This window comes from Paraburkholderia acidisoli (assembly GCF_009789675.1).
In the GTDB taxonomy this organism is placed as follows: domain Bacteria; phylum Pseudomonadota; class Gammaproteobacteria; order Burkholderiales; family Burkholderiaceae; genus Paraburkholderia; species Paraburkholderia acidisoli.
Window position 1 is genome coordinate 1,704,980 of record NZ_CP046913.1, and the last position, 23,244, is coordinate 1,728,223.

Here is a 23,244-nt window from a genome sequence, read left to right on the forward strand (position 1 = left end):
TATTCCGCGTATGAGCAGGCTTCAGCCCGCTGCAAGCTGTTGCTGATAACCCTTGAGCACTTCGTCGCGCAGCACGCCCCAGATCTGCGCGTGCAGTTCGACGAAGCGCGGATGCGTGCGCACCTCGGCCACGTCGCGCGGACGCGGCAGGTCGATCGTGAATTCGCCGATCGGATGCGTGCCGGGTCCCGCCGAAAGCACCACCACGCGGTCGGACATGGCGATCGCCTCGTCGAGATCGTGCGTGATGAACAGCACCGCTTTCTTGCGCGCGGCCCACAGCGCGAGCAGCTCGTTCTCCATGAGCTGACGCGTCTGGATATCGAGCGCGGAAAACGGCTCGTCCATCAGCACGATGTCGGGATCGAGAATGAGTGTTTGCGCCATTGCCACGCGCTTGCGCATGCCGCCCGACAACTGATGCGGATAGCGGTCGCCGAAACCGCCGAGGCCCACGCGCTTGAGCCAGTCATCCGCCTGCTTGCGCGCTTCGCTCGCCGCCACGCCGCGAAACGACAGCCCCGCCATCACGTTGTCGAGCGCGCTGCGCCACGGCATCAGCGCGTCGGCCTGGAACATGTAGCCGGCGCGGCGGTTGAGGCCGTTCAGCGGTTCGCCGAACACGCGCACCGTGCCCGAGGTGGGCGGCAACAAGCCCGCGCCGACGTTGAGCAGCGTGGACTTGCCGCAGCCCGTCGGGCCGACGACCGAGACGAACTCGCCGGGTGCGATATGCAGCGTCGCATTCGCGACGGCGGTGTAGCGTTGCGCACGATCCTCGCGCGAGGCGAAGGTGCAGGTGATGGCGTCGAGCGCCAGCGCGGGAACGGTAGCGGAAGCAGAAGCGGTCATCGTCGTGAGTGCCGGCCGGTCAGGACTTGACGGTGGCGAGCGCCTTCTTCACGAAGTCGTTGGTCCACGTCTTCGACATGTCGATGGGCTTGCCCTTCACGTTCGCGTCGTATTGCAGCGTGCGCAGCGCCGTGCCGGGACCGTCGGCCGGCATCAGACCGTCCGGCGAAAGCGCCTCTTTCACGTGTTCCCACGCGGCGAGATACAACGCGCGGTCGCCGAGCAGATAGCTTTCCGGCACCGTGTCGATGAGTTGCGTGCCGGTGGCGCCCTGCAGCCACTTGAGCGCGCGCACCATCGCGTTGGTGAGCGCCTGGGTCGTGTTCGGATTCTTCGTAATGAAGCTCTCGGACGCGTAGAGGCAACCGGCCGGCATGTTGCCGCCGAACACCGAACGCGTGTCGGCCAGCGTGCGCGTGTCCGAGATCACGCGGATATCGCCCGCGCGCTCGAGCTTGGTCATCACCGGATCGAGATTGGCGAGCGCGTCGATCTGGCCCGACTGCAACGCGGCGATCGCGCCCGCTCCCGCGCCCACGCCGATGAACGCCACGTCGCTCGGCTTGAGACCGGCCTTCGCGAGCACGAAGCTCGCCATGATCGAGGTGGACGAACCCGGCGCCGTCACGCCGATCTTCTTGCCCTTGAGATCGGCGATGCTCTTGTAGTTCGGCATCGCCTTCTTCGAAATGGCCAGCACGATCTGCGGCGCGCGGCCTTGCAGCACGAACTCGCGGAACATCTGGTGCTGCGCCTGCAACAGGATGGTGTGCTCGAACGCGCCCGAGACGACATCGGCGCTGCCGCCCACGGCCGCCTTCAGCGCCTGCGAGCCGCCCGCGAAGTCGGAAATCTCGACGTCGAGGCCTTCGTCCTTGAAGAAGCCGCGCTTTTCGGCGATGGTGAGCGGCAGGTAATAGAACAGGTTTTTGCCGCCGACGGCGATCGCGACCTTCTTCGTTTCGAGCTTGTTTTGCTGGGCGAAAGCGAGCGGCGAGGCGCCGAGCGTGCTGGCCGCGAGCGCAGCCGTGCCGGCGAGAAAGCTTCTCCGTTGCATGAGCGAGTCTCCAAAGCTTGTTGTGTTTTTTTCGCGCGAGGCGGTACGGCTTTTTACTGGCTATTTCCGCTGCACGGCGCGGCTCGCTGCGGGCGAAAAACCGCGCCGTTTCCAACGCAATTCGCCGCCGTTACACGACTTGTTGCTCGCGCAACCGTGCGATGTGCTCTGCATCATAACCCAGCGTCCGCAGGACTTCATCGGTATGTTCACCCAGTGCCGGACCGAGCCAGCGCGTGTCGCCGGGCGTGGCCGAGAGCTTGGGCGTGACGGCCGGCAAGGCGACGTCGACGCCCTCCCCGCGCCCGTCCTGCCAGCGAAACTGCTGGATCATCTGGCGCGCGGCGAACTGCGGGTCGGTGAACATGTCGGCGACGCTGTAGATGCGGCCCACCGGCACGTCGGCGGCGTTGAGCACGTCGAGCGCCTCGTCGATGGTGCGCGTGGACAGCCACTGCGCAATCGCGCCGTCGATCTCGGCGGTGCGCGGCACGCGGCCGTCGTTGTGCGCGAGGTCCGGATCGCTGGCGAGATCGGCGCGCTCGATGGCGGTCATCAGGCGCTTGAAAATGGGATCGCTATTGCCGCCGATCACGATGCTGCCGTCGCGGCACGGATACGTATTCGACGGCACGATGCCCGGCAGCGACGCGCCCGTGCGCTCGCGCACCATGCCGTACACGCCGTATTCCGGCACCACGCTTTCCATCATGTTGAACACGGCCTCGTAGAGCGCCACGTCGACAATCTGGCCGCTGCCGCCGTTCATGTTGCGGTGATGCAGCGCCATCATCGCGCCGATCACACCATGCAGCGCCGCGATCGAATCGCCGATGGAAATGCCGATGCGCGGCGGCGGCAGCTCGGGATAGCCGGTGATGTGACGCAGGCCGCCCATCGACTCGGCGATCGCACCGAAGCCGGGCCGGTCGCGATACGGCCCGGTTTGCCCGTAGCCGGAGAGCCGCACCATCACGAGCCCGGGATTGTTTTTCGACAGAACGTCGTAGCCGAGCCCGAGTTTCTCGAGCAGACCGGGCCGGAAGTTCTCGATCACGATGTCGGCTTCGGCGGCCAGCCGGCGCACGATCTCCTTGCCTTCTTCGGCTTTGAGATTGACCGTAACCGACTTCTTGTTGCGCGCCTGCACCGCCCACCAGAGCGACGTGCCGCCGGCCTCCGGATAGAGCTTGCGCCACTTGCGCAGCGGGTCGCCGCCCTTCGGGTCTTCGATCTTGATGACGTCGGCGCCGAATTCGCCGAGAAAACGCGCCGCGAACGGGCCCGCGATCAATGTACCGAGTTCGAGCACCTTGACGCCCGCGAGCGGCCCGGCGCCCTGCCCGGGCTTCGAAGCGGTTTCTGTCGATGCGTCTTGCGATTCGGGAGAATGGGCTGCGCTCATGGCGTCTCCTGTCGTTTTATGCGCCGCTTCGATGCAGCGCTTTTATGCGGCTGCGCGTGGCCGCCGATTGGCACGGCCGCCGCGCCTCGCGTTACATCGAACGCCGGTCGAGCATTGCGCGCGCGATCGTGCCCGCGTCCACGTATTCGAGTTCGCCGCCCACCGGCACGCCGCGCGCGAGCCGCGTGACCGACAGGCCGCGCGCCTTGAGCGTCTGTCCGAGGTAGTGCGCCGTGGCCTCGCCTTCGTTCGTGAAGTTGGTCGCGAGCACGACCTCCTTGACGACGCCGTCCGACGCGCGCTTCACGAGCCGGTCGAAATGGATCTCTTTGGGACCGATGCCGTCGAGCGGACTCAAATGCCCCATCAGCACGAAATACAGGCCGCGATACGTCATGGTCTGTTCGAGCATGATCTGGTCGGCGGGCGTTTCGACAACGCACAGCAGCGTGGGATCGCGCTCCTCGTCGAGACAGGTTTCGCACACCTGTGCCTCGGTGAACGTGTTGCACTTCTCGCAGTGCTTGAGATTGTCGGTCGCGAACAGCAGCGCATTGCCGAGTTTTTCGGCGGCGTCGCGATCGTGCTGCATCAGGTGGTATGCCATGCGCTGCGCCGACTTCGGCCCAACGCCGGGCAATGCGCGCAGCGCCTCGACGAGTGCGGCGAGAGCGGAAGGTTGTTTCATGCGGATGCGGACTCAGCACGTAAAAGCCTGGCACTCACGGGGAAATGCCATTCGCGGGCGCGAGACGGAACGCGCGAAAACACGCAGCGTCTCGCCGATAACTCGCGCCAATAACGATACGGCGGCGCCGCGCTTTTTTCGAGGCGCGGCGCCGCATGCCGGCACGCCGCGCGCATGACGCGCGACGCGGCCCGGCGACGATCAGAACGGCATCTTGAAGCCGGGAGGAATCGGCAGACCCGAGGTCATGCCGCTCATCTTTTCCTGCGAGGTGGCTTCGGCCTTGCGCACGGCGTCGTTGAACGCGGCGGCGACGAGGTCTTCGAGCATGTCCTTGTCGTCGGCGAGCAGGCTCGGATCGATCGACACGCGGCGCACGTCGTTGCGGCACGTCATCGTCACCTTGACGAGACCGGCGCCCGCCTGCCCCTCGACTTCGATGAGGGCAAGCTGCTCCTGCATCTTCTTCATGTTTTCCTGCATCTGCTGGGCTTGCTTCATGAGCCCGGCGAGTTGGCCTTTCAACATAGTCACTGCTCCTTCTGGATCATGGGTGTTCGAGTCGGCGCGAATCGATGCAGCCGATGCCGCGCGCGACGCAGATCAATGGGCGGCCTGGCCGCCCGCTGCGACGTCGGACGCGATCGGCCGGATCGAGCCCGGAACGATGCTCGCGCCGAAGTCGCGAATCAGTTGCTGCACGAAAGGATCGGCGCCGATCTCGCGTTCGGCCTCGCGCTGGCGCTGCGCGCGGTCGGCGGCATCGAGCGCGGCCGCGGTACGGCGCGCCGGACCGACTTCGACGCTCACTTCCACCGGCTTGCCGAGCCGCTCCGCGAGCGCCGCCTTGAGCTTGGCCACCTGCGAGGCTTCCGCGTATTGCGGCACCGGCACGCTCAGCTTGAGCAGCGCGCCGTCGAGCGCGGTCAGTTCGCTGTTGAACGCGAGCTGATACGAGATGCCCTTGAGCGACAGCGTGGCGGCGAGCGCGGGCCAGTCGCCCGCGAAACCGATCGCGTCGAGCGGAATGCCGGGCGGCAGCTTGCTCACGTCGACGACAGCCGGCGACGGCACGCCCGGCGCAGCGGCCCGCGGCGCCGAAGGCGCGTTGTCGTAGCCGAAACCATCGTCAGGCGCGGAGAAATACGCGTCGTCGGCGCTGAGCGGCATGTAGTCGTCGGGCGGAATATCGTCCCACGGCGGCGCGCCCGAGGCGTCGGCCTGCGCGTTGGCGTTCGCATTGCGCGCGGGCTGGCGCGCCTGCGCTTCCTGCGCGGCGGCGGCGCGGCGGGCCGGATCGGGCGTCGGCACCTTCACCTCCATGCGCGGCGCGGCCTTCGGCGCGGCGGCGGGCGTGGCGGCGTTGGCGGATGGCGTTGCACCGCGCGTGGGCGACACGCGCAAGCCTTTGCTGCGCAGCACGTCGAGGGCGGCGCTTGCGCCACCGCCGGCCAGACCGCGCGCGGGCGACGCCGGATCGACCGATTCGGCCGGCGCTTCAGTGTGCGATGCGGGCAACGGCGTTGACGCGGCTCCGGCCGGCGGCGTGGCGACCGCGATCGGCTCCGGCGTCAGTTCGGGTTCCGCTTCGCGTTGCGCGGGGATCGCGGCTGCGGGCGGGGCTGACACGGCGGGCGCGTCGACTGGCGCAACCGCGGCCAGCGGTGCGGGCGCGGCTTGCGCGGCCTCGACCTCGTCTTCCCAAGGCGGCACGATGCGCGCATCAGGCTTCGGCGCGGGTTTCACTTCGGGCTGCGGTTCCGCCACCTCGGCGGCGGCCGCGACCGGCGCCGCTTGCGCGCTCGCCTGCGGCGCCTCCGCCTTCACCGGCTCGGCGGGCTTCACTGCAACAACTGGGGCAACGACCGGCGCAACAACGGGCGCGGGACTTTCCACGCGCACCGGCGCAGGCGCAATCGACGCGGCAGCCTCGAGCTTCGGCGCAGCCGCGCGCACCGGCGCCGCAGCGGCACCCGCCGCACGCGCGCCCGAACTCGTCGCGGCCGGCTTCGAGGCCGGTGCGCTGCCCACGTTACCGGCGCCCGTGGCAGGCTCGAACGCGAGCATGCGCAAAAGCGTCATGGTGAAACCGGCGTATTCGTCGGGGGCGAGACCCAGTTCGCCACGGCCGAGCGTCGCGATCTGGTAGTACAGCTGCACCTGCTCGGGACTCAGCGCCTCGGCGAAACGGCGAATGTCGTCGGCCTCGGGCCATTCGTCGAGCACGGAAGACGGCGCGAACTGCGCCCAGCCGATGCGGTGAAACAGGCTCGCGAGATCTTGCAGCGCCGTGGAAAACGACAGGCTGCGCAGCGCCATTTCGTCGGCGATGGCGAGCACGCCCGCGCCGTCGCCGCTCACGAGCGCTTCGATCAGACGAATCAGATAGCTCTGGTCGAGCGCGCCCAGCATGCCGCGCACCGCGTCTTCCGTAACCTGATTGGCCGAATAGGCGATAGCCTGGTCGGTGAGCGAGAGCGCGTCGCGCATCGACCCGTCGGCGGCGCGCGCGAGCAGCCGCAGCGCCTGCGGCTCGAACTCGACCTGTTCCTCGCCAAGAATATGCGTGAGATGCTCAACGATATTACCGGCCGGCATCTGCTTCAGATTGAACTGCAGGCAGCGCGACAGCACCGTGACCGGAATCTTCTGCGGGTCGGTGGTCGCGAGGATGAACTTCACGTGCGGCGGCGGTTCTTCCAGCGTCTTCAACATGGCGTTGAAGGCGTGGTTCGTGAGCATGTGCACTTCGTCGATCATGTAGACCTTGAAGCGCGCATCGACCGGCGCATACACGGCGCGCTCGAGCAGCGCGGCCATTTCGTCCACCCCGCGATTGCTCGCCGCGTCCATTTCCACATAGTCGACGAAACGCCCTTCGTCGATTTCCCGGCACGCGCGGCACACGCCGCACGGTTTCGACGTCACGCCGGTCTCGCAGTTGAGCGCCTTGGCGAAGATGCGCGACAGCGTCGTCTTGCCCACGCCGCGCGTGCCCGTGAAGAGATACGCGTGGTGCAGGCGGCCGCCGTCGAGTGCATGCGTGAGCGCGCGCACCACGTGCTCCTGTCCGACGAGCGAAGCGAAATCCTTCGGTCGCCACTTGCGTGCGAGAACTTGATAGGTCATCTGGAAATTGTATCAGCAACGTCCGCGCGTTCCGATGAATCGACGAGCGGCAAACGCCCGCCGCGCGGCGCTCGCGCGCGGGCCAGCCTCACGCTTATGTTGAGGCGTTCCGTGCCCGGCACAAGATGTGAGCGGCAACCTGCCGCGCGCGACAACACCGGCGATTCACGCGGCCGATTTCCGCGACGCTTTTATATGACGAAGCCCGCAGCAACGCCGCAAAGGATTGCGCCTAAAAGAGAAGACGACGAACGACAGACGTGCGAATTCCGCCCTGCACTTTCGTACGGACCGAATTAGAACCAGGGGAATGAAACAGAAACCGCGGAAGAGAGAAAAACGCAGCAATATGAAACGCAGAAAAGCGAAGGTGACGAGCCTGACCCTCGGCACTGGTGGAAAACGGCTGTGGCTGCTTCGTTCCCGACCTGACCAGGTTGACCGCCCCTCCATGCGAGGAGGCCCGTCACGAAGCATTCTAACATCGGTCGCCGCGCAATGCGACTGCTGCGCTGCAAAAAGCCGAAGGTGTATTCCAGAAAGATGCGCGTGTGCGCTCTTGCAAGCGCGCGCTTTACCGCCAGATAGACCTCGAGCAGGCAAGCGACGGCCACGCCGATTTTGGCTTGATTGCCCTGCCAATGTGGCTTCGCAGACTGAAACCCTGCTTCCGGCGTGAGTACTATCGGCTCCGGCAGTGCATAGGGATTTAAGCTACACTGGCGGCGGCTATCCGTTGATCGGTGCCTGCAACGCCTGCTGGCAAGGCGTTCTGGCAGGCTACTACGGCCGGTCAGGGTTGGATCCTGAAGGGTCTTGCCGTTCTGGCGGTCCCGGATGGGTTTTCAGTTTTGGTGTATCGTGGCGAGCAATTCAGTCAGCCTCGAATCGAAAGAGGTATTCATACAATGAGCGAACAAATCAAGCATATCAGCGACGCATCGTTCGAACAGGACGTCGTGAAATCCGACAAGCCCGTGCTGCTGGACTTCTGGGCCGAGTGGTGCGGTCCCTGCAAAATGATCGCGCCGATTCTCGATGAAGTCGCGAAGGACTACGGCGACCGCCTGCAGATCGCCAAGATCAATGTCGACGAACACCAGTCGACGCCGGTGAAGTTCGGCGTGCGCGGCATCCCCACGCTGATCCTCTTCAAGAACGGCGCCGTCGCGGCGCAAAAGGTCGGCGCGCTTTCGAAGTCGCAGCTCACCGCGTTCCTGGACAGCCACCTGTAATTCCCCTCGCGCGGTTCGCCGGGCCTCGCCTCGCCAACCGCGCCGCGCCTCGGCCGGCAAGGCATTGCGCCGGCTTTGAGCGCACTCGGTTGTCCCTGAAGTGCGTGTTGTCATGCGACAACACGCACCGATAAAAACACGTTCTGACAAGCCGCTGCGCTAGACTGACGGCTTCTGGCGTGTGCTATGCTAGAATTCATAAAGCGTCTACCCGGCGCCACTAAAAAGTTTCGCGCTAGTTTCTAGCAAATTCAGGCGAAGTTTCAAGCCAGAAAGCCCCGAGCCAGGCATCGCTACACGCAGCTCCCGGCAAAGTTTCACGCAAAAAATTCTTGAGCGGTTCCGCTCGCTTCTTTTCCCCCTCTTTTCGTCGCACTCCTCCCCGACGGGTTCTCCGTATGCATCTTTCCGAGCTCAAGTCTCTGCACGTGTCTGAATTGATCGAGATGGCCAATGGCCTCGAGATCGAAAATGCGAACCGCCTGCGCAAGCAGGAACTGATGTTCGCGATTCTCAAAAAGCGCGCCAAGACGGGCGAAACGATTTTCGGCGACGGCACGCTCGAAGTGCTGCCGGACGGCTTCGGCTTCCTGCGCTCGCCTGAAACCTCGTACCTCGCCAGCACGGACGATATCTACATCAGCCCGTCGCAGATTCGCCGTTTCAATCTGCACACCGGCGACACGATCGAAGGCGAAGTGCGCACGCCGAAGGACGGCGAACGCTATTTCGCGCTCGTGAAGGTGGACAAGGTCAACGGCCAGCCGCCCGAGGCCTCGAAGCACAAGATCATGTTCGAGAATCTCACGCCGCTGCACCCGAACAAGGTGCTGCTGCTCGAGCGTGAGATGCGCGGCGAAGAAAACGTCACGGGCCGCATCATCGACATGATCGCGCCCATCGGCAAGGGTCAGCGCGGCCTGCTGGTCGCCTCGCCCAAGTCGGGTAAGACGGTCATGCTTCAGCACATCGCGCACGCGATCAAGCAGAACCACCCCGACGTGGTGCTGTTCGTGCTGCTGATCGACGAACGCCCGGAAGAAGTGACGGAAATGCAGCGTTCGGTCGCGGGCGAAGTGATCGCCTCGACCTTCGACGAACCGGCCGCGCGTCACGTGCAGGTCGCCGAAATGGTGATCGAAAAGGCCAAGCGTCTCGTCGAAATGAAGCACGACGTGGTGATTCTGCTCGACTCCATCACGCGTCTCGCGCGCGCCTACAACACGGTCGTGCCGGCATCGGGCAAGGTGCTCACGGGCGGTGTGGACGCCAACGCGCTCCAGCGTCCGAAGCGCTTCTTCGGCGCGGCACGTAACATCGAAGAAGGCGGCTCGCTCACGATCATCGGCACCGCACTGATCGAAACCGGCAGCCGCATGGACGACGTGATCTACGAAGAGTTCAAGGGCACGGGCAACATGGAAGTGCACCTCGAGCGCCGTCTCGCCGAAAAGCGCGTCTATCCGTCGATCAACCTGAACAAGTCGGGCACGCGCCGCGAAGAACTGCTGATCAAGCCGGACATCCTCCAGAAGATCTGGGTGCTGCGCAAGTTCATCCACGACATGGACGAAGTCGAAGCCATGGAATTCCTGCTCGACAAGATCCGCCAGACGAAGAACAACTCCGAGTTCTTCGACATGATGCGTCGCGGCGGCTAAACGCCCCCGTTGATGCCCATCGAAACGCCCGCCTTCGCGGGCGTTTTTCATTTTCGGCACGAAATCATTGCGGGTTTCAACGCCGCTTCAACCTGTACGTGAACGTTCACGTTGATCTATACTTCGCGACATTCCCTACCGCCGAAAGCGGCAACAGAGTTCGCGATGCCGAAAGATGCCCCCACGCTGCTGACCGTGCGTGACGCCGCCGAGCGCCTCGGCGTCACGCCGCGCACGCTCAAGTACTACGAGGAACGCGGCCTCGTGCAACCGTCGCGCAGCGAAGGCCGCTACCGGCTTTACGACGCAAACGATCTCGAACAGTTTTCGCGCATCCTGCGGCTGCGCGCGTTGGGTTTCTCGCTGCATGGCATTACCGAAATGCTCAAGCGGCCGCTCGAACAGCTCGGCGACGGACGGCGGCGTTACTCGCAAGATTCGTTGCAGCAGATCGCCGACGCACTCGCGCAACAGGTCGACACACTCGACGCGCGCATCGCCGCCGTGCGCCGCGAATTGAAAGAAGCGCAGAGCGTGCGCGCCGAACTGTCCGAGGACCTCGATTACCTGCGCCGCCGTCTGGCCGGCGAGCCTTCGGATCAGTTGATCGAGCAGCGTCTCGCGGCCACGCGGCAGCGACGGAGCAAGGCGGCGAAAGCCCCTGCCCAGCCGTCCGCACGCGGCGACGAGAACGACAGCGACAGCGACAACGACAACGACAACGGCACCGCATGAGCACGCTGCCGCGCGAGCCGATCTTCAGCACCGCGCGCCTGCGTGGCGACTTTTTCCCGTGGGTGCTGGCGCTCGCGACCGGCCTCGACTACTACGACAACACGATGTTCTCGTTCTTCACGAGCTACATCGCGGGCGGCATCAACGCGTCGCCGGACGAACTCGTGTGGTCGTCGAGCGCCTACGCCGTATGCGCCGTGCTCGGCATTCTCCAGCAGCAATGGTGGGTCGAACGCGTGGGCTACCGGCGCTACGTGGGCGCCTCGCTGCTGCTCTACGCCGCGGGCGCGATCGCGGCCACGCTGTGCGAGTCGTCGATCGAACTCGCGTTCGCGCGCGGCTTCCAGGGCTATTTCATCGGCCCCATGATGGGCACCTGCCGCATTCTGATCCAGATCAGCTTCACGCCGCAGCAACGCCCGGTGGCCACACGCGCGTTCCTGATTCTCATCGTGCTGTCGAGCGCGCTCGCGCCGCTCATGGGCGGCTGGCTGATCGCGCATTTCGACTGGCGCGCGCTGTTCGCGTTTTGCGCGCCCGCGGGTGTGATCTGCGCGGTGCTCGCCCTGCTGGCGCTGCCCAACTCGGGCAGCGTGCTGCCCGAGGAACGCGGCGATACGCACTTCTGGCCCTACGTGATCTTCGCGTGCGCGCAAGGGGCTCTGCAGGTCGCCATGCAGCAGGTGCGCTTCGAACGCTTCACCACGTCGCCGCTGATCATCGTGCTGACACTGGCCGGCCTCCTCGCGCTCGGCTGGTTCGGCTGGCAGCAATGGCATCATCCGAAGCCGCTCATGCGGCTGCACGCGCTGCGCGAAAAATCGTTTCGCGTGGGCCTGCTGCTCTACATGGCCTATTACTATCTGAGCACCGCGCTCAGCTATCTCGTCTCGCGGCTGCTCGAAGGCGGCTTCGACTATCCCGTCGACAATGCGGGGCGCCTGACCGGCATGACTTCGCTGATTTCCGCCGGCGCGCTGTTCTTCTATTTCCGTTACGCGAAGCGGATTACGCACAAGAAGTGGTTCATCGTGCCCGGCTTCGCACTCGCGGCCTTCATCGCGTTCTGGATGACGCGTCTGTCCCCCGACGCCAGCGAGTCGTGGCTGATCGTGCCGCTGTTGCTGCGCGGCCTGTTGCTGCTGTTCATCGTGCTGCCGGTGGCCAATCTCACGTTCCGCATTTTCGCGATCGAGGAATTCACGCACGGTTATCGCTTGAAAAACATCGTGCGGCAGTTGACGATATCGTTCGCGACGGCCACGGTTATCATCGTCGAGCAACACCGCCTTGCCGTGCATCAGACGCGTCTCGTCGAATTCGTGAATCCGTTCAATCCGGTATTTCAGAATACCTTCGCGACGCTGACGCACGCGTTCGAGCTGCTGGGACGCTCGCCCGGCGAAGCGCACGGCCTCGCGCTCGCGCAACTGAGCCGCATGGTCGCGCAGCAAGCCAGCTTTCTGAGTTCGCTCGACGGCTTTTACTTCGTGATCGGCGTGGCCCTGTGCGGTGGCATATTCGCCGCGTGGCAAAAGCAGATCGACTGAACGTTCAACTCCGACTCAACGCCGCACCGATGCTTTCGAAACTCTCGCACTGGTTCGACGCGCGCCGCCGCGACAAGGCGCTGCGCGACTACGCCATCGACGATACGCTCTGGCAAGCCACGCTCGCTGGCCTGCCCTTTCTCGCGCACCTCGACGCCGCCGGTCTCGCGCGCCTGCGCGACCTCACGAGTTGCTTTCTCGCGCAGAAGGAATTTTCCACGGCGCACGAACTGGCATTGACCGACCGCATGAGCGTGGCGATCGCCGCGCAGGCGTGCCTGCCCGTGCTCAATCTCTCGCTCGACCTGTACAAGGGCTGGGTGGGCGTGATCGTCTATCCCGGCGAATTCGTGATCCGCAAGACGGTGGAGGACGAGGACGGCGTCGTGCACGAAGTCGAACACGACGCGAGCGGCGAGGCATGGGAAGGCGGCCCGGTCATCCTCTCGTGGGAAGACGCGCAGATGACCGACGGCAGCGACGCCTACAACGTCGTGATTCACGAATTCGCGCACAAGATCGACATGCTCAACGGCGAAGCCGACGGTCATCCGCCCCTTTTTCGTCGATGGCACGCGCCGCTCGACGCCCAGACGTGGGCCGACGTGTTCGACAACGCCTACGACCAGTTTTGCGACAAGGTCGATGCGGTGCCGGAACGCCGCTGGGCGCGTTTCGAACGCGATTCGCTGATCGATCCCTATGCGACCGATCATCCGTCCGAGTTCTTCGCCGTGTGCAGCGAGGCGCTGTTCGTCAAACCGCAGGCGTTCGAGGCCGAATATCCCGAGTTGTATCGCCTGCTCGCGCGCTATTACCGCCAGGACCCGGCACGTGTGGGCGCGCTCGACGGCCCGATGCCGTGACAACCTGCGCGCGACCGCCAAAAAATCGCCAACCGGCTGATTTTCTGGCATAATCGCCGTTTTTCGACCTTAGGCAAGTGGCTCGCGCCGTCGGATAAAAACGAGGAAAAAGCGCCTCAGGCTGCATTGGGCAGCGGAGGCTCGCGAGTTGGCTACCGTCAGATTCAAGGAAAGACCATGAAAGAAGGCATTCACCCGAATTACCGCGAAGTGCTGTTCATCGACGTTTCGAACGACTTCCGTTTCGTGACCCGATCGACGATCCAGACGCGCGAAACCGCCGAATTCAACGGCAAGACCTACCCGCTCGCCAAGATCGAAGTTTCGTCGGAATCGCACCCGTTCTACACGGGCACGCAAAAGATCATGGACACGGCCGGCCGTGTCGAGAAGTTCAACAAGAAGTTCGGCGCACGCGCCTCGGGCAAGGCTGGCAAGTAAGACTTCGCCGCGCCGGCCACCAGGCCGGTCCCGCACAAAAAGGGCAGCGTACGCTGCCCTTTTTTGTTGCGCGCGCCACGGTCGGCGGCCCGCGCCCGCGCCCCGCCGCACTACATCCTGGCGTAAGCCGACGATGAGTCATGTGACGCGCGCGAGGCGGCCCGGCTAAAATGGCGGATTGCGCCGCGCCTGCCCGTGCGGTGCCCCGGCACGCCACGTCGTCCCTCCGCCGCCAGGCCGCTGCCTCGCTTACCCGTTTCCCTCGTATTGCATGAAGCCAGCCATTCGACTGACCGCCTCCGCCACCAGCGCCCTGCCGCGCTGGCTGCTGCTGACCATTTGTATCGTCTTCGCGGCGTTCGGCCTGTTCGGCCGCGACCCGTGGAAAAACGAGGACGCGGCGGGCTTCGGCGTGATGTGGACGATGGCCGGCGGCACGTCGCACGACTGGCTGCTGCCGAATCTCGTCGGCAAATACGTGACCGAGAACGGGCCGCTCGGCTACTGGCTCGGCGCGATCTGCATCCGCGTATTCGCGCCGTGGGTGGACGCGAGCAATGCCTCGCGCATCGCCACCGGCGTGCTGTTCTGTCTCGCCTGCGCGTTCGTCTGGTACAGCGCCTACCTGCTCGGCCGCCGCGCCGAGGTGCAGCCGTTCAAGTACGCGTTCGGCGGCGAACCGGAACCGCGCGACTACGGCCGCACGCTCGCCGACGGCGCCCTGCTGATCCTGCTCGCGTGCTTCGGCCTTGCCGAGCGCGGCCACGAAACCACGCCGCAGCTCATGCAGTTCGTCGGCATCGCCATGCTCGTGTACGGCCTCGTGCGCGCCATCGACAAACCGATCCAGGGCGCGCTCTGGTGGGGCCTCGCGCTCGGCGTCGTGATGCTCGCGGCCGGCCCGGTGCTGGTGGGCGCGCTGCTCGTGGGCACGCTCGCCATGCTCGCCGTCGCGCCCGAAACGCGCTCGCGCTGGCTGCTGGTGGCGGGCTTGCCCGTCGCGCTCGTGGTGTCGGCATCGTGGCCGATGATCGCGCTGCATCTCTACCCCGACGACGCCGTGTGGTTCCTCAACCAGTGGGCGCGCACCGACGTCAACGCGTTCGCGGGGCCGCCGGGCAACGTGCTGCGCTACGCCGCCAAGAATCTGCCGCTCTTCACGTGGCCCGCGTGGCCGCTCGCGATCTGGGCATGGGTGAGCTGGGCCGGCCTGCGCCGCAAACCGCATATCGCGATTCCGCTTTCCGTGATCGTGCCGCTGCTGATCCTCGTGATCGTGCAGAGCCACGAGACCAATCGTCTCTTCATGCTCGTGCTGCCCGCGCTCACCGTGCTCGCGACCTTCGCGCTGCCCACGCTCAAGCGCGGCGCGATCAACGCGATCGACTGGTTCGCGGTGCTGAGCTTCACGATCCTCGGCACGTTCGTGTGGCTCGTGTGGCTCGCGGGCATGACGGGTTTCCCGGCGCCGCTCGCGCGCAACCTCGCGCGTCTCGCGCCGGGCTTCGCGCCGCAGTTCAAGATTCTCTCGTTCGTGTGCGCCGTGGCCGTCACGCTCTGCTGGATGGCGCTCGTGCAATGGCGCGTGGCGCGGCATCCCAAGGTGCTGTGGCGCAGCGTCGTGCTATCGAGCGGCGGCACCACGCTGATGTGGGTGCTGCTGATGACGCTCTGGCTGCCGGTCGTGAACTACAGCCGGACTTACAAGGACGTCGCGCAGCAGATCGCCGCGCACCTGCCCGCCGACTACCAGTGCATCTCGCCGGTGCGCCTCGGCGACGCGCAGATCGCCACCTTCGCCTACTTCGGCAAGATGCATTTCTCGTTCGACGAAGACTGCGACGTGATCCTGCGCCAGGACACCCAGGACTTCGGCGAGCCGAGTTCGATGTCGAACTTCGTCTGGAAGCTGGTCTGGGAAGGCCGCCGCGCGGCCGACCGCGACGAACGCTTCCGCCTCTACGTGCGCATCGACCGCCCGCAGCCGCCGATCAAGAAGCGCACCTGGCGCAAGCGGCCCGACTGAGGTCACATTGACACCCACCTTCCTCGGCGACGTCCGGCGCATCGCCGGCCTCGCGTGGCCCGTGCTGATCGGCCAGCTCGCGATCATCGCGTTCGGCGTGATCGATACGGCCATGGTCGGCCGCTACTCGGCGCTCGATCTCGCCGCGCTCGGCCTTGGGTCGTCGATCTACATTTCGGTCTACATCGGGCTCACCGGCATTCTCACCGCGTTGCAGCCCGTGGCCGCGCAACTCTACGGCGCGCAGAAGGACGCCGAAATCGGCCTCGAAGTGCGCCAGGCGTTCTGGCTCGCGCTCGTGCTGATGGTGGCTGGCGTGGCGATTCTCTACTTTCCGGGCCCGCTGCTCGATCTCGCCCATGCGCCCGAAGCGCTGCGCGAACGCACCATCGGCTATTTGCGCCTGCTTTCGTTCGGCTTGCCCGCGAGCCTCGCGTTCCGTATCTACAGCTCGCTCGCGAACGCCGTGGGACGGCCGCGGCTCGTGATGTTTCTGCAGGTGGCCGCGCTCGTCGTGAAGGTGCCGCTCAACCTGTGGCTGATCTTCGGCGGCCTGGGCGTGCCGGCGCTCGGCGGTCCGGGCTGCGCGCTCGCGAGCACGTCGATCAACTGGGCGCTCGCGCTCTGCGCCGTCGTCGCGCTCACGCGCGTCGAAGTGTTCGCGCCATTCGAAATCTTTAAACATTTCTGCTGGCCCGAATGGAGGCGCCAGGCCGAATTGCTCAAGCTCGGCATTCCGATGGGCCTCTCGTACCTGATCGAAGTGACGTCGTACACGTTCATGGCGATCTTCATCGCGCGGCTCGGGACGACCACGCTCGCCGGGCACCAGATCGCCGGCAACCTGGGCGCCGTGCTCTACATGACGCCGCTCTCGATCGGCGTGGCCACCTCGACGCTGGTCGCGCAGGCCCTGGGCGGCAATCGTCCCGCCGAGGCGCGTACGCTCGCCCGCCACGGCGTGACGACGGCGGTGGCGATCGCATGCTGCTATGGCGCGATCGTGTTCGTGCTGCGGCCGCTCATCATCGGCGGCTATACGCCCGACCCCGCGGTGGCCGTGGCGGCGATGCCGCTCGTGGCGATCGTCACGCTCTATCACGTGTTCGACGCCTTGCAGATCACGACGGCGTTCGCGCTGCGCGCCTACAAGGTCGCCGTGGTGCCGACCGTGATCTACGCGATCGCGCTCTGGGGCGTGGGCCTCGGCGGCGGCTACGCGCTCGGCTTCGACGTGACCGGCACACTGCCCGCGTGGGCCACCGGCGCACGCGGCTTCTGGATCGCCAATCTCACGAGCCTGATGCTCGCGGGCGCGGGCTTGATGGTGTATCTGTCGCGTGTGAGCACGCGGTATCTGCGAGACGCTTCTGCCTGATTCGCGAAACGCGCGCGAGCCTTTCACGGAGCGCGTCTGCAGCCTTCGTATGACGGAAACGCGCGGGCTGTTAGTTGCAATTTATCGACGCGATTATCCGCGCTGCAACGCCGCCTCCACCGTCTGCGCCGCGTGATACGACGACCGCACGAGCGGCCCCGCCACCACTTCGCGAAAGCCCATCGCCAGCCCCGCCGCGCGCAACGCCGCGAATGCGTCCGGCGTCACGTAACGCTGCACCGGCAAATGAAACCGCGACGGCGCGAGGTACTGCCCGATCGTCAGCACTTCTACGCGATGCTCGCGCAGGTCGCGCATCGTCGCGTGCAGTTGCGCATCCGTTTCGCCGAGTCCGACCATCAGCCCCGACTTGGTGACGATCTCCTCGTGCGCCGCTTTCACGCGCGCGAGCAGATCGAGCGAGCCGCGATAATCGGCGCCCGGCCGCGCCGCACGATACAGCGACGGCACGGTCTCGACGTTGTGATTGAAGACGTCGGGCCACGCCGATGCCGCCTCGAACGCCTCCAGCGCGCGCGCAATGCGCCCGCGAAAATCCGGCGTCAGCACCTCCACGCCGATACCGGGCACGCGCTCGCGCACGAGCGCGATGCAGCGCGCGAAATGCGCCGCGCCGCCGTCGCGCAGATCGTCGCGATCGACCGAGGTGATCACCACATGCCGCAACCCGAGCGCAGCGACGGCATTCGCGAGATGCGCGGGTTCGTTGGCGTCGAGCGGCGCGGGGCGCCCGTGCGCGACATCGCAGAACGGACAACGCCGCGTGCACAAGCCGCCCATGATCATGAACGTCGCGGTGCGCTGCGCGAAACATTCGCCAATGTTCGGGCACATCGCCTCCTCGCACACCGAATGCAGCCGGTGTTCGCGCAGCACGGCCGCCACGCTGGCAACGGTTTCGCTCATGAGCGGCCGTGCGCGCAGCCATGGCGGCTTGGGCAGCACGGCGCTGGCGTTCGCGGGCGGCACGATCTTCACGGGAATGCGCGCGAGCTTGTCGCGGCTGCGCGCGCCGTGCTGGCCGAGCGCAGTCGTGGACGACGCCGTACTGCGCATTCCGCCTTGCGGCAGGTTGGGCACGAGCGGGGTTGGCAAGATCAGGCTCCCGCGCCGAAGAACGCCTTGAGCAGGCGGTTGACGTCCTGCGCGGCCTCCATCTGCACCATGTGCCCCTTGCCCGCGATCACCTCGACCTGCACGCCCGGTGCGAGACCTTGCCCATGACGCGACGGAATAATCTGGTCGACCTCGCCCCAGATCACGAGCACGCGCGGCGCGAGCGTCGCGAGCCGGTCGCGGAACACGCGCCGCTGCGCGCCGCCCTCAAGCACCTGCCCCGCGATCTTGCCGAGCGCCGCCTGCACGCCTTCGAGCCGCTTGTACTTCACGAGATCCTCCACGAGCTGGCGCGTGACCAGCGCCGGATCGGCGAACAGTTTCGCCACGTGCGGCTTGAGCGCATTGCGGTTGGCGGCCGCGGCGAAGCCCTCTAGATACGCGTGATCGATCTCCGCGCCGAGCCCCGCGCTCGCGATCAACGCCAGCGACGCCACGCGCTCCGGCGCCTGTTGCGCCAGCGTCATCGCCACCGCCCCGCCGAGCGAATGGCCGACGAGATGCGCGCGCGGGATCTGCTGCGCGTCGAGGAACGCCAGCACGCTTTGCGCGAGTTCGTCGAGGCTGCCGCTCTCCACGGCTTTGGCCGACTCGCCGTGGCCCGGCAAGTCGAGCGCCCAGACCGTGCGCGCCGCCGCGAGGTCGGCATGATTGAAGAGCCAGTTGTTGAGATCGCCGCCAAAGCCGTGAATCAGCACGACGGGGACGCCTTCGGCATCGCCGAGTTTGAGCCAGCGCATCGTGCGCCCGCCGATCTGCGCCTTTTCGGGTTGCGGGCCGGCATCGGCATCGCCCGCTTTGGCGGGCACGAAATCGCGCTGAAATTCGCCGACTGCCGCGTCGATTTCAGCCTCCGACGTTTCCGGATCGGCCACCACGCCAAGCAGCGCGCCCACCGGCAGCGTGTCGCCCTCCTGCGCGATCTGCCGCCGCAAAATGCCTTCGAACGCGCACTCGACGCCCGACGCGATCTTGTCCGACTCCACGTCGAGCAACTCGTCGCCTTTCTTCACCAGATCGCCCGGCGCCTTGAGCCAGCCGTTCACCTGGCCTTGTTCCATCGACAAACCCCATTTGGGCATCGTGATCATATGGATCGGCATTGCGTCAGCTCCTTGCGGCACGCGCGGCAGCGGCGATCTGGTCCGCCGAGGGAATGTAGAGGTCTTCGAGCGAGGCCGCGAACGGCACCGGCGTATGCGGCGCCGTGACCATGCCGACGGGCGCCTTGAGCGACTTGAACGCCTTTTGCGCGACCAGCGCCGCGATGTCGGTGGCGATCGAGCAACGCGGATTCGCTTCGTCCACGACCACCACGCGGCCGGTGCGTGCCACGCTTTCGAGGATGGTGTCCTCGTCGAGCGGCGAAGTCGTGCGCAGATCGATCACGTCCGCCTCGATGCCGTCTTTCGCGAGCTTCTGCGCCGCGTCGAGCGCGTAATGCACCATGCGGCCGTAGGTGACGATCGTGACGTCGTCGCCATCGCGCAGGATGTTCGCCTCGCCGAAGGGAATCGAATACGACTCCTCGGGCACGTCGCCTTCCATCGTGTAGAGCAGCTTGTGCTCGCAGAAGATCACCGGGTCGTTGTCGCGGATCGCCTCGATCATCAGGCCTTTCGCGTCGTACGGCGTGGCCGGGCACACGACCTTGAGACCGGGCACGTGCGTGAATAGCGACGTGAGCATTTGCGAGTGCTGGGCCGCCGCGCGCAAACCGGCGCCGCACATCGTGCGAATCACGACCGGCGTGACGGCCTTGCCGCCGAACATATAGCGGAACTTCGCGGCCTGATTGAAGATCTGGTCGAAGCACACGCCCATGAAGTCGATGAACATCAGCTCCGCGACCGGCCGCATGCCGCACGCCGCCGCGCCCACCGCCGCGCCGATGAAGCCGCCCTCAGAAAGCGGCGTGTCCAGCACGCGCCCCGGAAACTTGCCGTACAGCCCCTTCGTCACGCCGAGCACGCCGCCCCACGCATCCTGCTCGCCGGGCGCGCCCGCGCCGCCCGCATTGTCCTCACCCATCACGATCACGCTCTCGTCGCGTGCCATTTCCTGCGCCAGTGCCTCGTTGATGGCTTGCGAATAAGTGATTTTCCGTGCCATTTTCGTCTCCTTGATCTGGAATCCTGATTAAATGCCGATGCGGTTCACGGATACGACACGTACACGTCGGTGAGCAGCGCCTCGGCGGGCGGCAGCGGCGCGGCCTTCGCCTTCGCCACCGCGTCGTCGATCAACTGTTTCACTTCGGCGTCGACCTTGCGCAATTCGTCGGTGCGCACGAGTTCGGCGCGCACCACGCGCTCTTCAAAGCGTTTGAGGCAATCCTTTTCGTCGCGCAGTTTCTGCACTTCGCCGGGCGCGCGATACGTTTGCGCGTCGCCTTCGAAATGGCCGAAATAGCGCGACAGTTTCATTTCGATGAGCGTCGGGCCGCCACCGCTGCGCGCGCGGGCGATGGCCTCGCCGAGCGCTTCATACGTGGCGAAAAAGTCGAAACCGTCGACGATCACGCCCGGCATGCCGAAACCGTTGGCGCGATCGGCGATGTTGTCGGCGGCCACCGACCACGTCGCGGCCGTCGCTTCGGCATAGCCGTTGTTTTCGGCCACGAAGATCACGGGCAGACGCCACACGGAAGCCAGATTCATCGACTCGAAAATCACGCCCTGATTCGACGCGCCGTCGCCGAAAAAGCACACGCCCACGCCGCCGGTCTTCTTTTGCTTCGCCGCGAGTGCCGCGCCGCAGGTGAGCGGCCCGCCCGCGCCGACAATGCCGTTCGCGCCCAGCATGCCCTTCGAGAGATCGGCGATATGCATCGAGCCGCCCTTGCCGCGGCACGACCCGGTGCTGCGCCCGTAGATCTCGGCCATCATCTCGTGCACGTCCACGCCCTTGGCGATGCAATGACCATGGCCGCGGTGCGTGGTGGCCACGTAGTCGCTGTCGTTCAAATGGCTCATCGTGCCGACCGCCGAGGCCTCCTCGCCCGCATAGAGATGCACGAAACCGGGAATCTCGCCGGTCGCGAATTCCGTGTGCAGACGCTCCTCGAATTCGCGGATCGTGCGCATCGAACGATACGCCTTGAGCAACTGCTCGGTGTTCAACTGCGTGTTGACTGACATGGTTGTCTCCTGGGTCGACCGCTGAGTGGGTTGCTGCGAAGTCAATCGGCTAATGAAAGGTGAAGCCGCCATCCACGTTCACGGATTGCCCCGTGACGTTGTCCATGGTCGCGAAGAACACGGCGAGCCGCCCCATGTCCTCCGGCGTTTGCGCCCGGCCTTGCGGAATCAGCGTGAGTTGATGGCGCTGCCACGACTCCTCGACGCTCTCGCCCGCGTTCTTCCATTCGTCGGAAAGCCGGTCCCACATATAGGTGCGCACGATGCCGGGACAAATCGCGTTGACGGTGATGCCCGCGCGCGCCACTTCCTTCGCGAGCGCATTGGTGAAGCCCACCACCGCGAATTTCGAGGCGCTGTAATGCGAGAGATTCGGGAAGCCCTCTTTGCCCGCGATCGACGCGACATTGATGATGCGGCCGCGTTGCTGCGCGAGCAGATGCGGCAGCGCGGCCTTGCAGCTGAGAAACGTGCCCTTGGCGTTCACGTCCATCACGAAGTCCCAGTCGCGCTCCGTTAGTTCGGACACCGATTGAATGGAGATCACGCCCGCGCAATTCACGAGAATGTCGAGGCCGCCCAACTCCGAGATCGCCTGCCGCACCATGCCTTCGAGTTGCACGGCCTGGGTGACGTCGACCTTGCAGATAGCCGCGCGCCGGCCAAGGGCGCGTACGTCTTCGGCGGTGGCCGCGAGCGGGTCTTCCAGCAAGTCGGCGACGAGCACGTCGGCGCCGGCCTGCGCGAGCGCGAGCGCAATGCCGCGGCCGATGCCGCGTGCGCCGCCGGTCACGATCGCGACCTGGTCCTTCAGAGGGCTATCCATTTGCGTGTCTCCTGGTTGGTGTTGGCGATCGACGCTCGTGCGCCTGTCACCCTCGCGCCGCCGCCTCGCGCAATAACTGATGCGAAGCCGCATAGCGCAGCGTGCGCGCGACATCGACGGTCAGCGGGCCATGCCAGTCGAGCGAGACCTCGTAGCGGTCGCCGCGCGCGGGTTCGATCTCGCGTTCGCCGTCGAAGGCGAGCGTGCCGTGTCCCGCTTCGAGCGGCAGCGCGACACCCTCTTCGAGCCGCTGGCAGGTGCGCATCGTGAGCCGCTCGATCCGGCCCGGCGCGATGGGCGCGAACAGCGGCACGCCTTCGCCCTGGCTCTCCGGCGATGCGAACGTCAGATGCAGCCCGTGCGCGGCGTCGCGGCTCACGGGGGCCCACGCGCCGCCGATCGAAGACAGGCCGATGCCGTCGGGCGGCGCGAAGGTCAGGAGCAACGATTCGATATCCGAACTATCCGAAATCGCACGCGCGCCGATGAACGGCTGGCGCGCCACGCAGATGTCGACGAGCGCGATTTCCTCGCGCCCGCGCGACGGTCCTTCGATACAGCGCGCGACGAGCCGCTTGTTGCGCACCAGCGCCGCCTCGGCGGGCACGGCGCCGGTTGCCACGAGCGCGCCCGCGAGACCCGCGACGGTGGCTTCGCGCAACTCGGGAAACGCGTTGTTGGTGCCCGTCGACAGCGCGAGCAGCGGGGTCGTACCGCAATGCGCCGCGACCGCGCGATGCGTGCCGTCGCCGCCCAGCACGGCGATCAGCGCGACTTCCTCGCGCACCATGAGGGCCACGCCGGTATGCGTGTCGGCGACGCTTTCGGTGATGGGCAGCTCGAGGAAATCGACGCGTGGCCAGCGTTCGTGCGCGGCCACGGCGGCGTGGGTTTCGATGGCGCGTAGCAGCAACGCGGCCACGCCGGTGTTGTCGCGCAGCGTGAGCACGCGTTCGACGCCCAGCGCGCCGAGGCCTGCGAGCAGGCGCACGACCATGTTCGCTTTTTCCGCGGTCGGGAACACGGAGGCATGCGAGGTGAGGCGGCGAATGTCGCGCCCCGACGCGGGGTTCGCGATTACACCGACGGTCACGGGCATCGTCACGAGGTTGTCTCCT

Annotated in this window: 20 protein-coding genes and 1 other RNA gene; 8 read left to right on the forward strand and 13 right to left on the reverse strand. The window is 65.8% G+C overall.

Features of this window, described 5'->3' with window-relative positions:
* Nucleotides 1–21: 21 nt before the first annotated feature.
* The 7 genes from FAZ98_RS07370 to ffs all read right to left on the reverse strand — a co-directional run bounded on the left by FAZ98_RS07370 (nt 22) and on the right by ffs (nt 7,599).
* Entirely contained in the window at nt 22–852 is an 831-nt protein-coding gene (locus tag FAZ98_RS07370) for an ABC transporter ATP-binding protein (RefSeq protein WP_158950212.1), read from the reverse strand.
* A gap of 19 nt (nt 853–871) precedes the next feature.
* Complete coding sequence (locus FAZ98_RS07375) at nt 872–1,909, reverse strand: ABC transporter substrate-binding protein (protein ID WP_158950214.1); 1,038 nt, start codon at nt 1,907–1,909, stop codon at nt 872–874.
* A 130-nt stretch (nt 1,910–2,039) separates the two neighbouring features.
* On the reverse strand, nt 2,040–3,314 hold the full coding sequence (locus FAZ98_RS07380) for a CaiB/BaiF CoA transferase family protein (RefSeq protein ID WP_158950216.1): 1,275 nt from the start codon (nt 3,312–3,314) through the stop codon (nt 2,040–2,042).
* Nucleotides 3,315–3,405: 91 nt separating this feature from the next.
* Complete coding sequence (recR, locus tag FAZ98_RS07385) at nt 3,406–4,002, reverse strand: recombination mediator RecR (protein WP_158950218.1); 597 nt, start codon at nt 4,000–4,002, stop codon at nt 3,406–3,408.
* A gap of 201 nt (nt 4,003–4,203) precedes the next feature.
* On the reverse strand, nt 4,204–4,530 hold the full coding sequence (locus tag FAZ98_RS07390; protein ID WP_158950220.1) for a YbaB/EbfC family nucleoid-associated protein: 327 nt from the start codon (nt 4,528–4,530) through the stop codon (nt 4,204–4,206).
* 75 nt (nt 4,531–4,605) lie between these two features.
* Nucleotides 4,606–7,131, reverse strand: coding sequence for a DNA polymerase III subunit gamma/tau (locus tag FAZ98_RS07395; protein WP_158950222.1), 2,526 nt, complete (start codon nt 7,129–7,131; stop codon nt 4,606–4,608).
* A gap of 369 nt (nt 7,132–7,500) precedes the next feature.
* An RNA gene (ffs, locus tag FAZ98_RS07400) (signal recognition particle sRNA small type) lies at nt 7,501–7,599 on the reverse strand.
* A gap of 440 nt (nt 7,600–8,039) precedes the next feature.
* Here ffs and trxA point away from each other — a divergent pair.
* The 8 genes from trxA (at nt 8,040) to FAZ98_RS07440 (ending at nt 17,023) form a co-directional block, all read left to right on the forward strand.
* Nucleotides 8,040–8,366: a thioredoxin TrxA gene (gene trxA / locus FAZ98_RS07405; protein ID WP_027797264.1), complete on the forward strand. Its 327-nt coding sequence runs from the start codon at nt 8,040–8,042 to the stop codon at nt 8,364–8,366.
* Between the two features lie 398 nt (nt 8,367–8,764).
* Entirely contained in the window at nt 8,765–10,027 is a 1,263-nt protein-coding gene (rho, locus tag FAZ98_RS07410) for a transcription termination factor Rho (protein WP_027818379.1), read from the forward strand.
* A 165-nt stretch (nt 10,028–10,192) separates the two neighbouring features.
* Entirely contained in the window at nt 10,193–10,762 is a 570-nt protein-coding gene (locus FAZ98_RS07415; RefSeq protein ID WP_158950224.1) for a MerR family transcriptional regulator, read from the forward strand.
* Nucleotides 10,759–12,312: an MFS transporter gene (locus tag FAZ98_RS07420; protein WP_158950226.1), complete on the forward strand. Its 1,554-nt coding sequence runs from the start codon at nt 10,759–10,761 to the stop codon at nt 12,310–12,312. Before FAZ98_RS07415 ends, FAZ98_RS07420 begins: the two co-directional genes overlap by 4 nt.
* A gap of 29 nt (nt 12,313–12,341) precedes the next feature.
* Nucleotides 12,342–13,178: a M90 family metallopeptidase gene (locus tag FAZ98_RS07425; RefSeq protein WP_158950228.1), complete on the forward strand. Its 837-nt coding sequence runs from the start codon at nt 12,342–12,344 to the stop codon at nt 13,176–13,178.
* 177 nt (nt 13,179–13,355) lie between these two features.
* On the forward strand, nt 13,356–13,619 hold the full coding sequence (locus tag FAZ98_RS07430; protein WP_028204933.1) for a type B 50S ribosomal protein L31: 264 nt from the start codon (nt 13,356–13,358) through the stop codon (nt 13,617–13,619).
* Nucleotides 13,620–13,890: 271 nt separating this feature from the next.
* A complete protein-coding gene (locus FAZ98_RS07435; RefSeq protein ID WP_158950230.1) occupies nt 13,891–15,645 on the forward strand; it encodes an ArnT family glycosyltransferase in 1,755 nt (584 codons plus the stop codon).
* Between the two features lie 7 nt (nt 15,646–15,652).
* Nucleotides 15,653–17,023: an MATE family efflux transporter gene (locus FAZ98_RS07440; protein ID WP_158950232.1), complete on the forward strand. Its 1,371-nt coding sequence runs from the start codon at nt 15,653–15,655 to the stop codon at nt 17,021–17,023.
* A gap of 93 nt (nt 17,024–17,116) precedes the next feature.
* Here the strand turns inward: FAZ98_RS07440 and lipA are convergent, their stop codons facing one another.
* From lipA to FAZ98_RS07470, 6 genes are read right to left on the reverse strand one after another with little or no spacing between them, the layout of a single operon-like run.
* Nucleotides 17,117–18,100, reverse strand: coding sequence for a lipoyl synthase (lipA, locus tag FAZ98_RS07445; protein WP_158951905.1), 984 nt, complete (start codon nt 18,098–18,100; stop codon nt 17,117–17,119).
* A gap of 41 nt (nt 18,101–18,141) precedes the next feature.
* Nucleotides 18,142–19,263, reverse strand: coding sequence for an acetoin dehydrogenase dihydrolipoyllysine-residue acetyltransferase subunit (locus tag FAZ98_RS07450; RefSeq protein ID WP_158950234.1), 1,122 nt, complete (start codon nt 19,261–19,263; stop codon nt 18,142–18,144).
* A 4-nt stretch (nt 19,264–19,267) separates the two neighbouring features.
* Nucleotides 19,268–20,272 (reverse strand): alpha-ketoacid dehydrogenase subunit beta, encoded by a 1,005-nt coding sequence (locus FAZ98_RS07455; RefSeq protein WP_158950236.1) that lies wholly within the window; start codon nt 20,270–20,272, stop codon nt 19,268–19,270.
* Nucleotides 20,273–20,316: 44 nt separating this feature from the next.
* Nucleotides 20,317–21,300 carry a thiamine pyrophosphate-dependent dehydrogenase E1 component subunit alpha gene (locus FAZ98_RS07460; protein ID WP_158950238.1) on the reverse strand — a complete coding sequence of 328 codons (984 nt, stop codon included), beginning with the start codon at nt 21,298–21,300 and terminating at the stop codon, nt 20,317–20,319.
* 49 nt (nt 21,301–21,349) lie between these two features.
* Nucleotides 21,350–22,126, reverse strand: a complete 777-nt coding sequence (locus FAZ98_RS07465) for an SDR family NAD(P)-dependent oxidoreductase (RefSeq protein ID WP_158950240.1) — start codon at nt 22,124–22,126, stop codon at nt 21,350–21,352.
* Nucleotides 22,127–22,172: 46 nt separating this feature from the next.
* A complete protein-coding gene (locus FAZ98_RS07470; RefSeq protein WP_158950242.1) occupies nt 22,173–23,231 on the reverse strand; it encodes an ATP-NAD kinase family protein in 1,059 nt (352 codons plus the stop codon).
* Nucleotides 23,232–23,244: the final 13 nt, after the last annotated feature.

Excerpts from the sequence above, each read along its gene's own strand:
- FAZ98_RS07370 (WP_158950212.1), bottom strand. The coding sequence starts at position 852 with ATGACCGCTTCTGCTTCCGCTACCGTTCCCGCGCTGGCGCTCGACGCC.
- FAZ98_RS07375 (WP_158950214.1), bottom strand. The coding sequence starts at position 1,909 with ATGCAACGGAGAAGCTTTCTCGCCGGCACGGCTGCGCTCGCGGCCAGC.
- FAZ98_RS07380 (WP_158950216.1), bottom strand. The coding sequence starts at position 3,314 with ATGAGCGCAGCCCATTCTCCCGAATCGCAAGACGCATCGACAGAAACC.
- recR (WP_158950218.1), bottom strand. The coding sequence starts at position 4,002 with ATGAAACAACCTTCCGCTCTCGCCGCACTCGTCGAGGCGCTGCGCGCA.
- FAZ98_RS07390 (WP_158950220.1), bottom strand. The coding sequence starts at position 4,530 with ATGTTGAAAGGCCAACTCGCCGGGCTCATGAAGCAAGCCCAGCAGATG.
- FAZ98_RS07395 (WP_158950222.1), bottom strand. The coding sequence starts at position 7,131 with ATGACCTATCAAGTTCTCGCACGCAAGTGGCGACCGAAGGATTTCGCT.
- trxA (WP_027797264.1), top strand. The coding sequence starts at position 8,040 with ATGAGCGAACAAATCAAGCATATCAGCGACGCATCGTTCGAACAGGAC.
- rho (WP_027818379.1), top strand. The coding sequence starts at position 8,765 with ATGCATCTTTCCGAGCTCAAGTCTCTGCACGTGTCTGAATTGATCGAG.
- FAZ98_RS07415 (WP_158950224.1), top strand. The coding sequence starts at position 10,193 with ATGCCGAAAGATGCCCCCACGCTGCTGACCGTGCGTGACGCCGCCGAG.
- FAZ98_RS07420 (WP_158950226.1), top strand. The coding sequence starts at position 10,759 with ATGAGCACGCTGCCGCGCGAGCCGATCTTCAGCACCGCGCGCCTGCGT.
- FAZ98_RS07425 (WP_158950228.1), top strand. The coding sequence starts at position 12,342 with ATGCTTTCGAAACTCTCGCACTGGTTCGACGCGCGCCGCCGCGACAAG.
- FAZ98_RS07430 (WP_028204933.1), top strand. The coding sequence starts at position 13,356 with ATGAAAGAAGGCATTCACCCGAATTACCGCGAAGTGCTGTTCATCGAC.
- FAZ98_RS07435 (WP_158950230.1), top strand. The coding sequence starts at position 13,891 with ATGAAGCCAGCCATTCGACTGACCGCCTCCGCCACCAGCGCCCTGCCG.
- lipA (WP_158951905.1), bottom strand. The coding sequence starts at position 18,100 with ATGCGCAGTACGGCGTCGTCCACGACTGCGCTCGGCCAGCACGGCGCG.
- FAZ98_RS07450 (WP_158950234.1), bottom strand. The coding sequence starts at position 19,263 with ATGCCGATCCATATGATCACGATGCCCAAATGGGGTTTGTCGATGGAA.
- FAZ98_RS07455 (WP_158950236.1), bottom strand. The coding sequence starts at position 20,272 with ATGGCACGGAAAATCACTTATTCGCAAGCCATCAACGAGGCACTGGCG.
- FAZ98_RS07460 (WP_158950238.1), bottom strand. The coding sequence starts at position 21,300 with ATGTCAGTCAACACGCAGTTGAACACCGAGCAGTTGCTCAAGGCGTAT.
- FAZ98_RS07465 (WP_158950240.1), bottom strand. The coding sequence starts at position 22,126 with ATGGATAGCCCTCTGAAGGACCAGGTCGCGATCGTGACCGGCGGCGCA.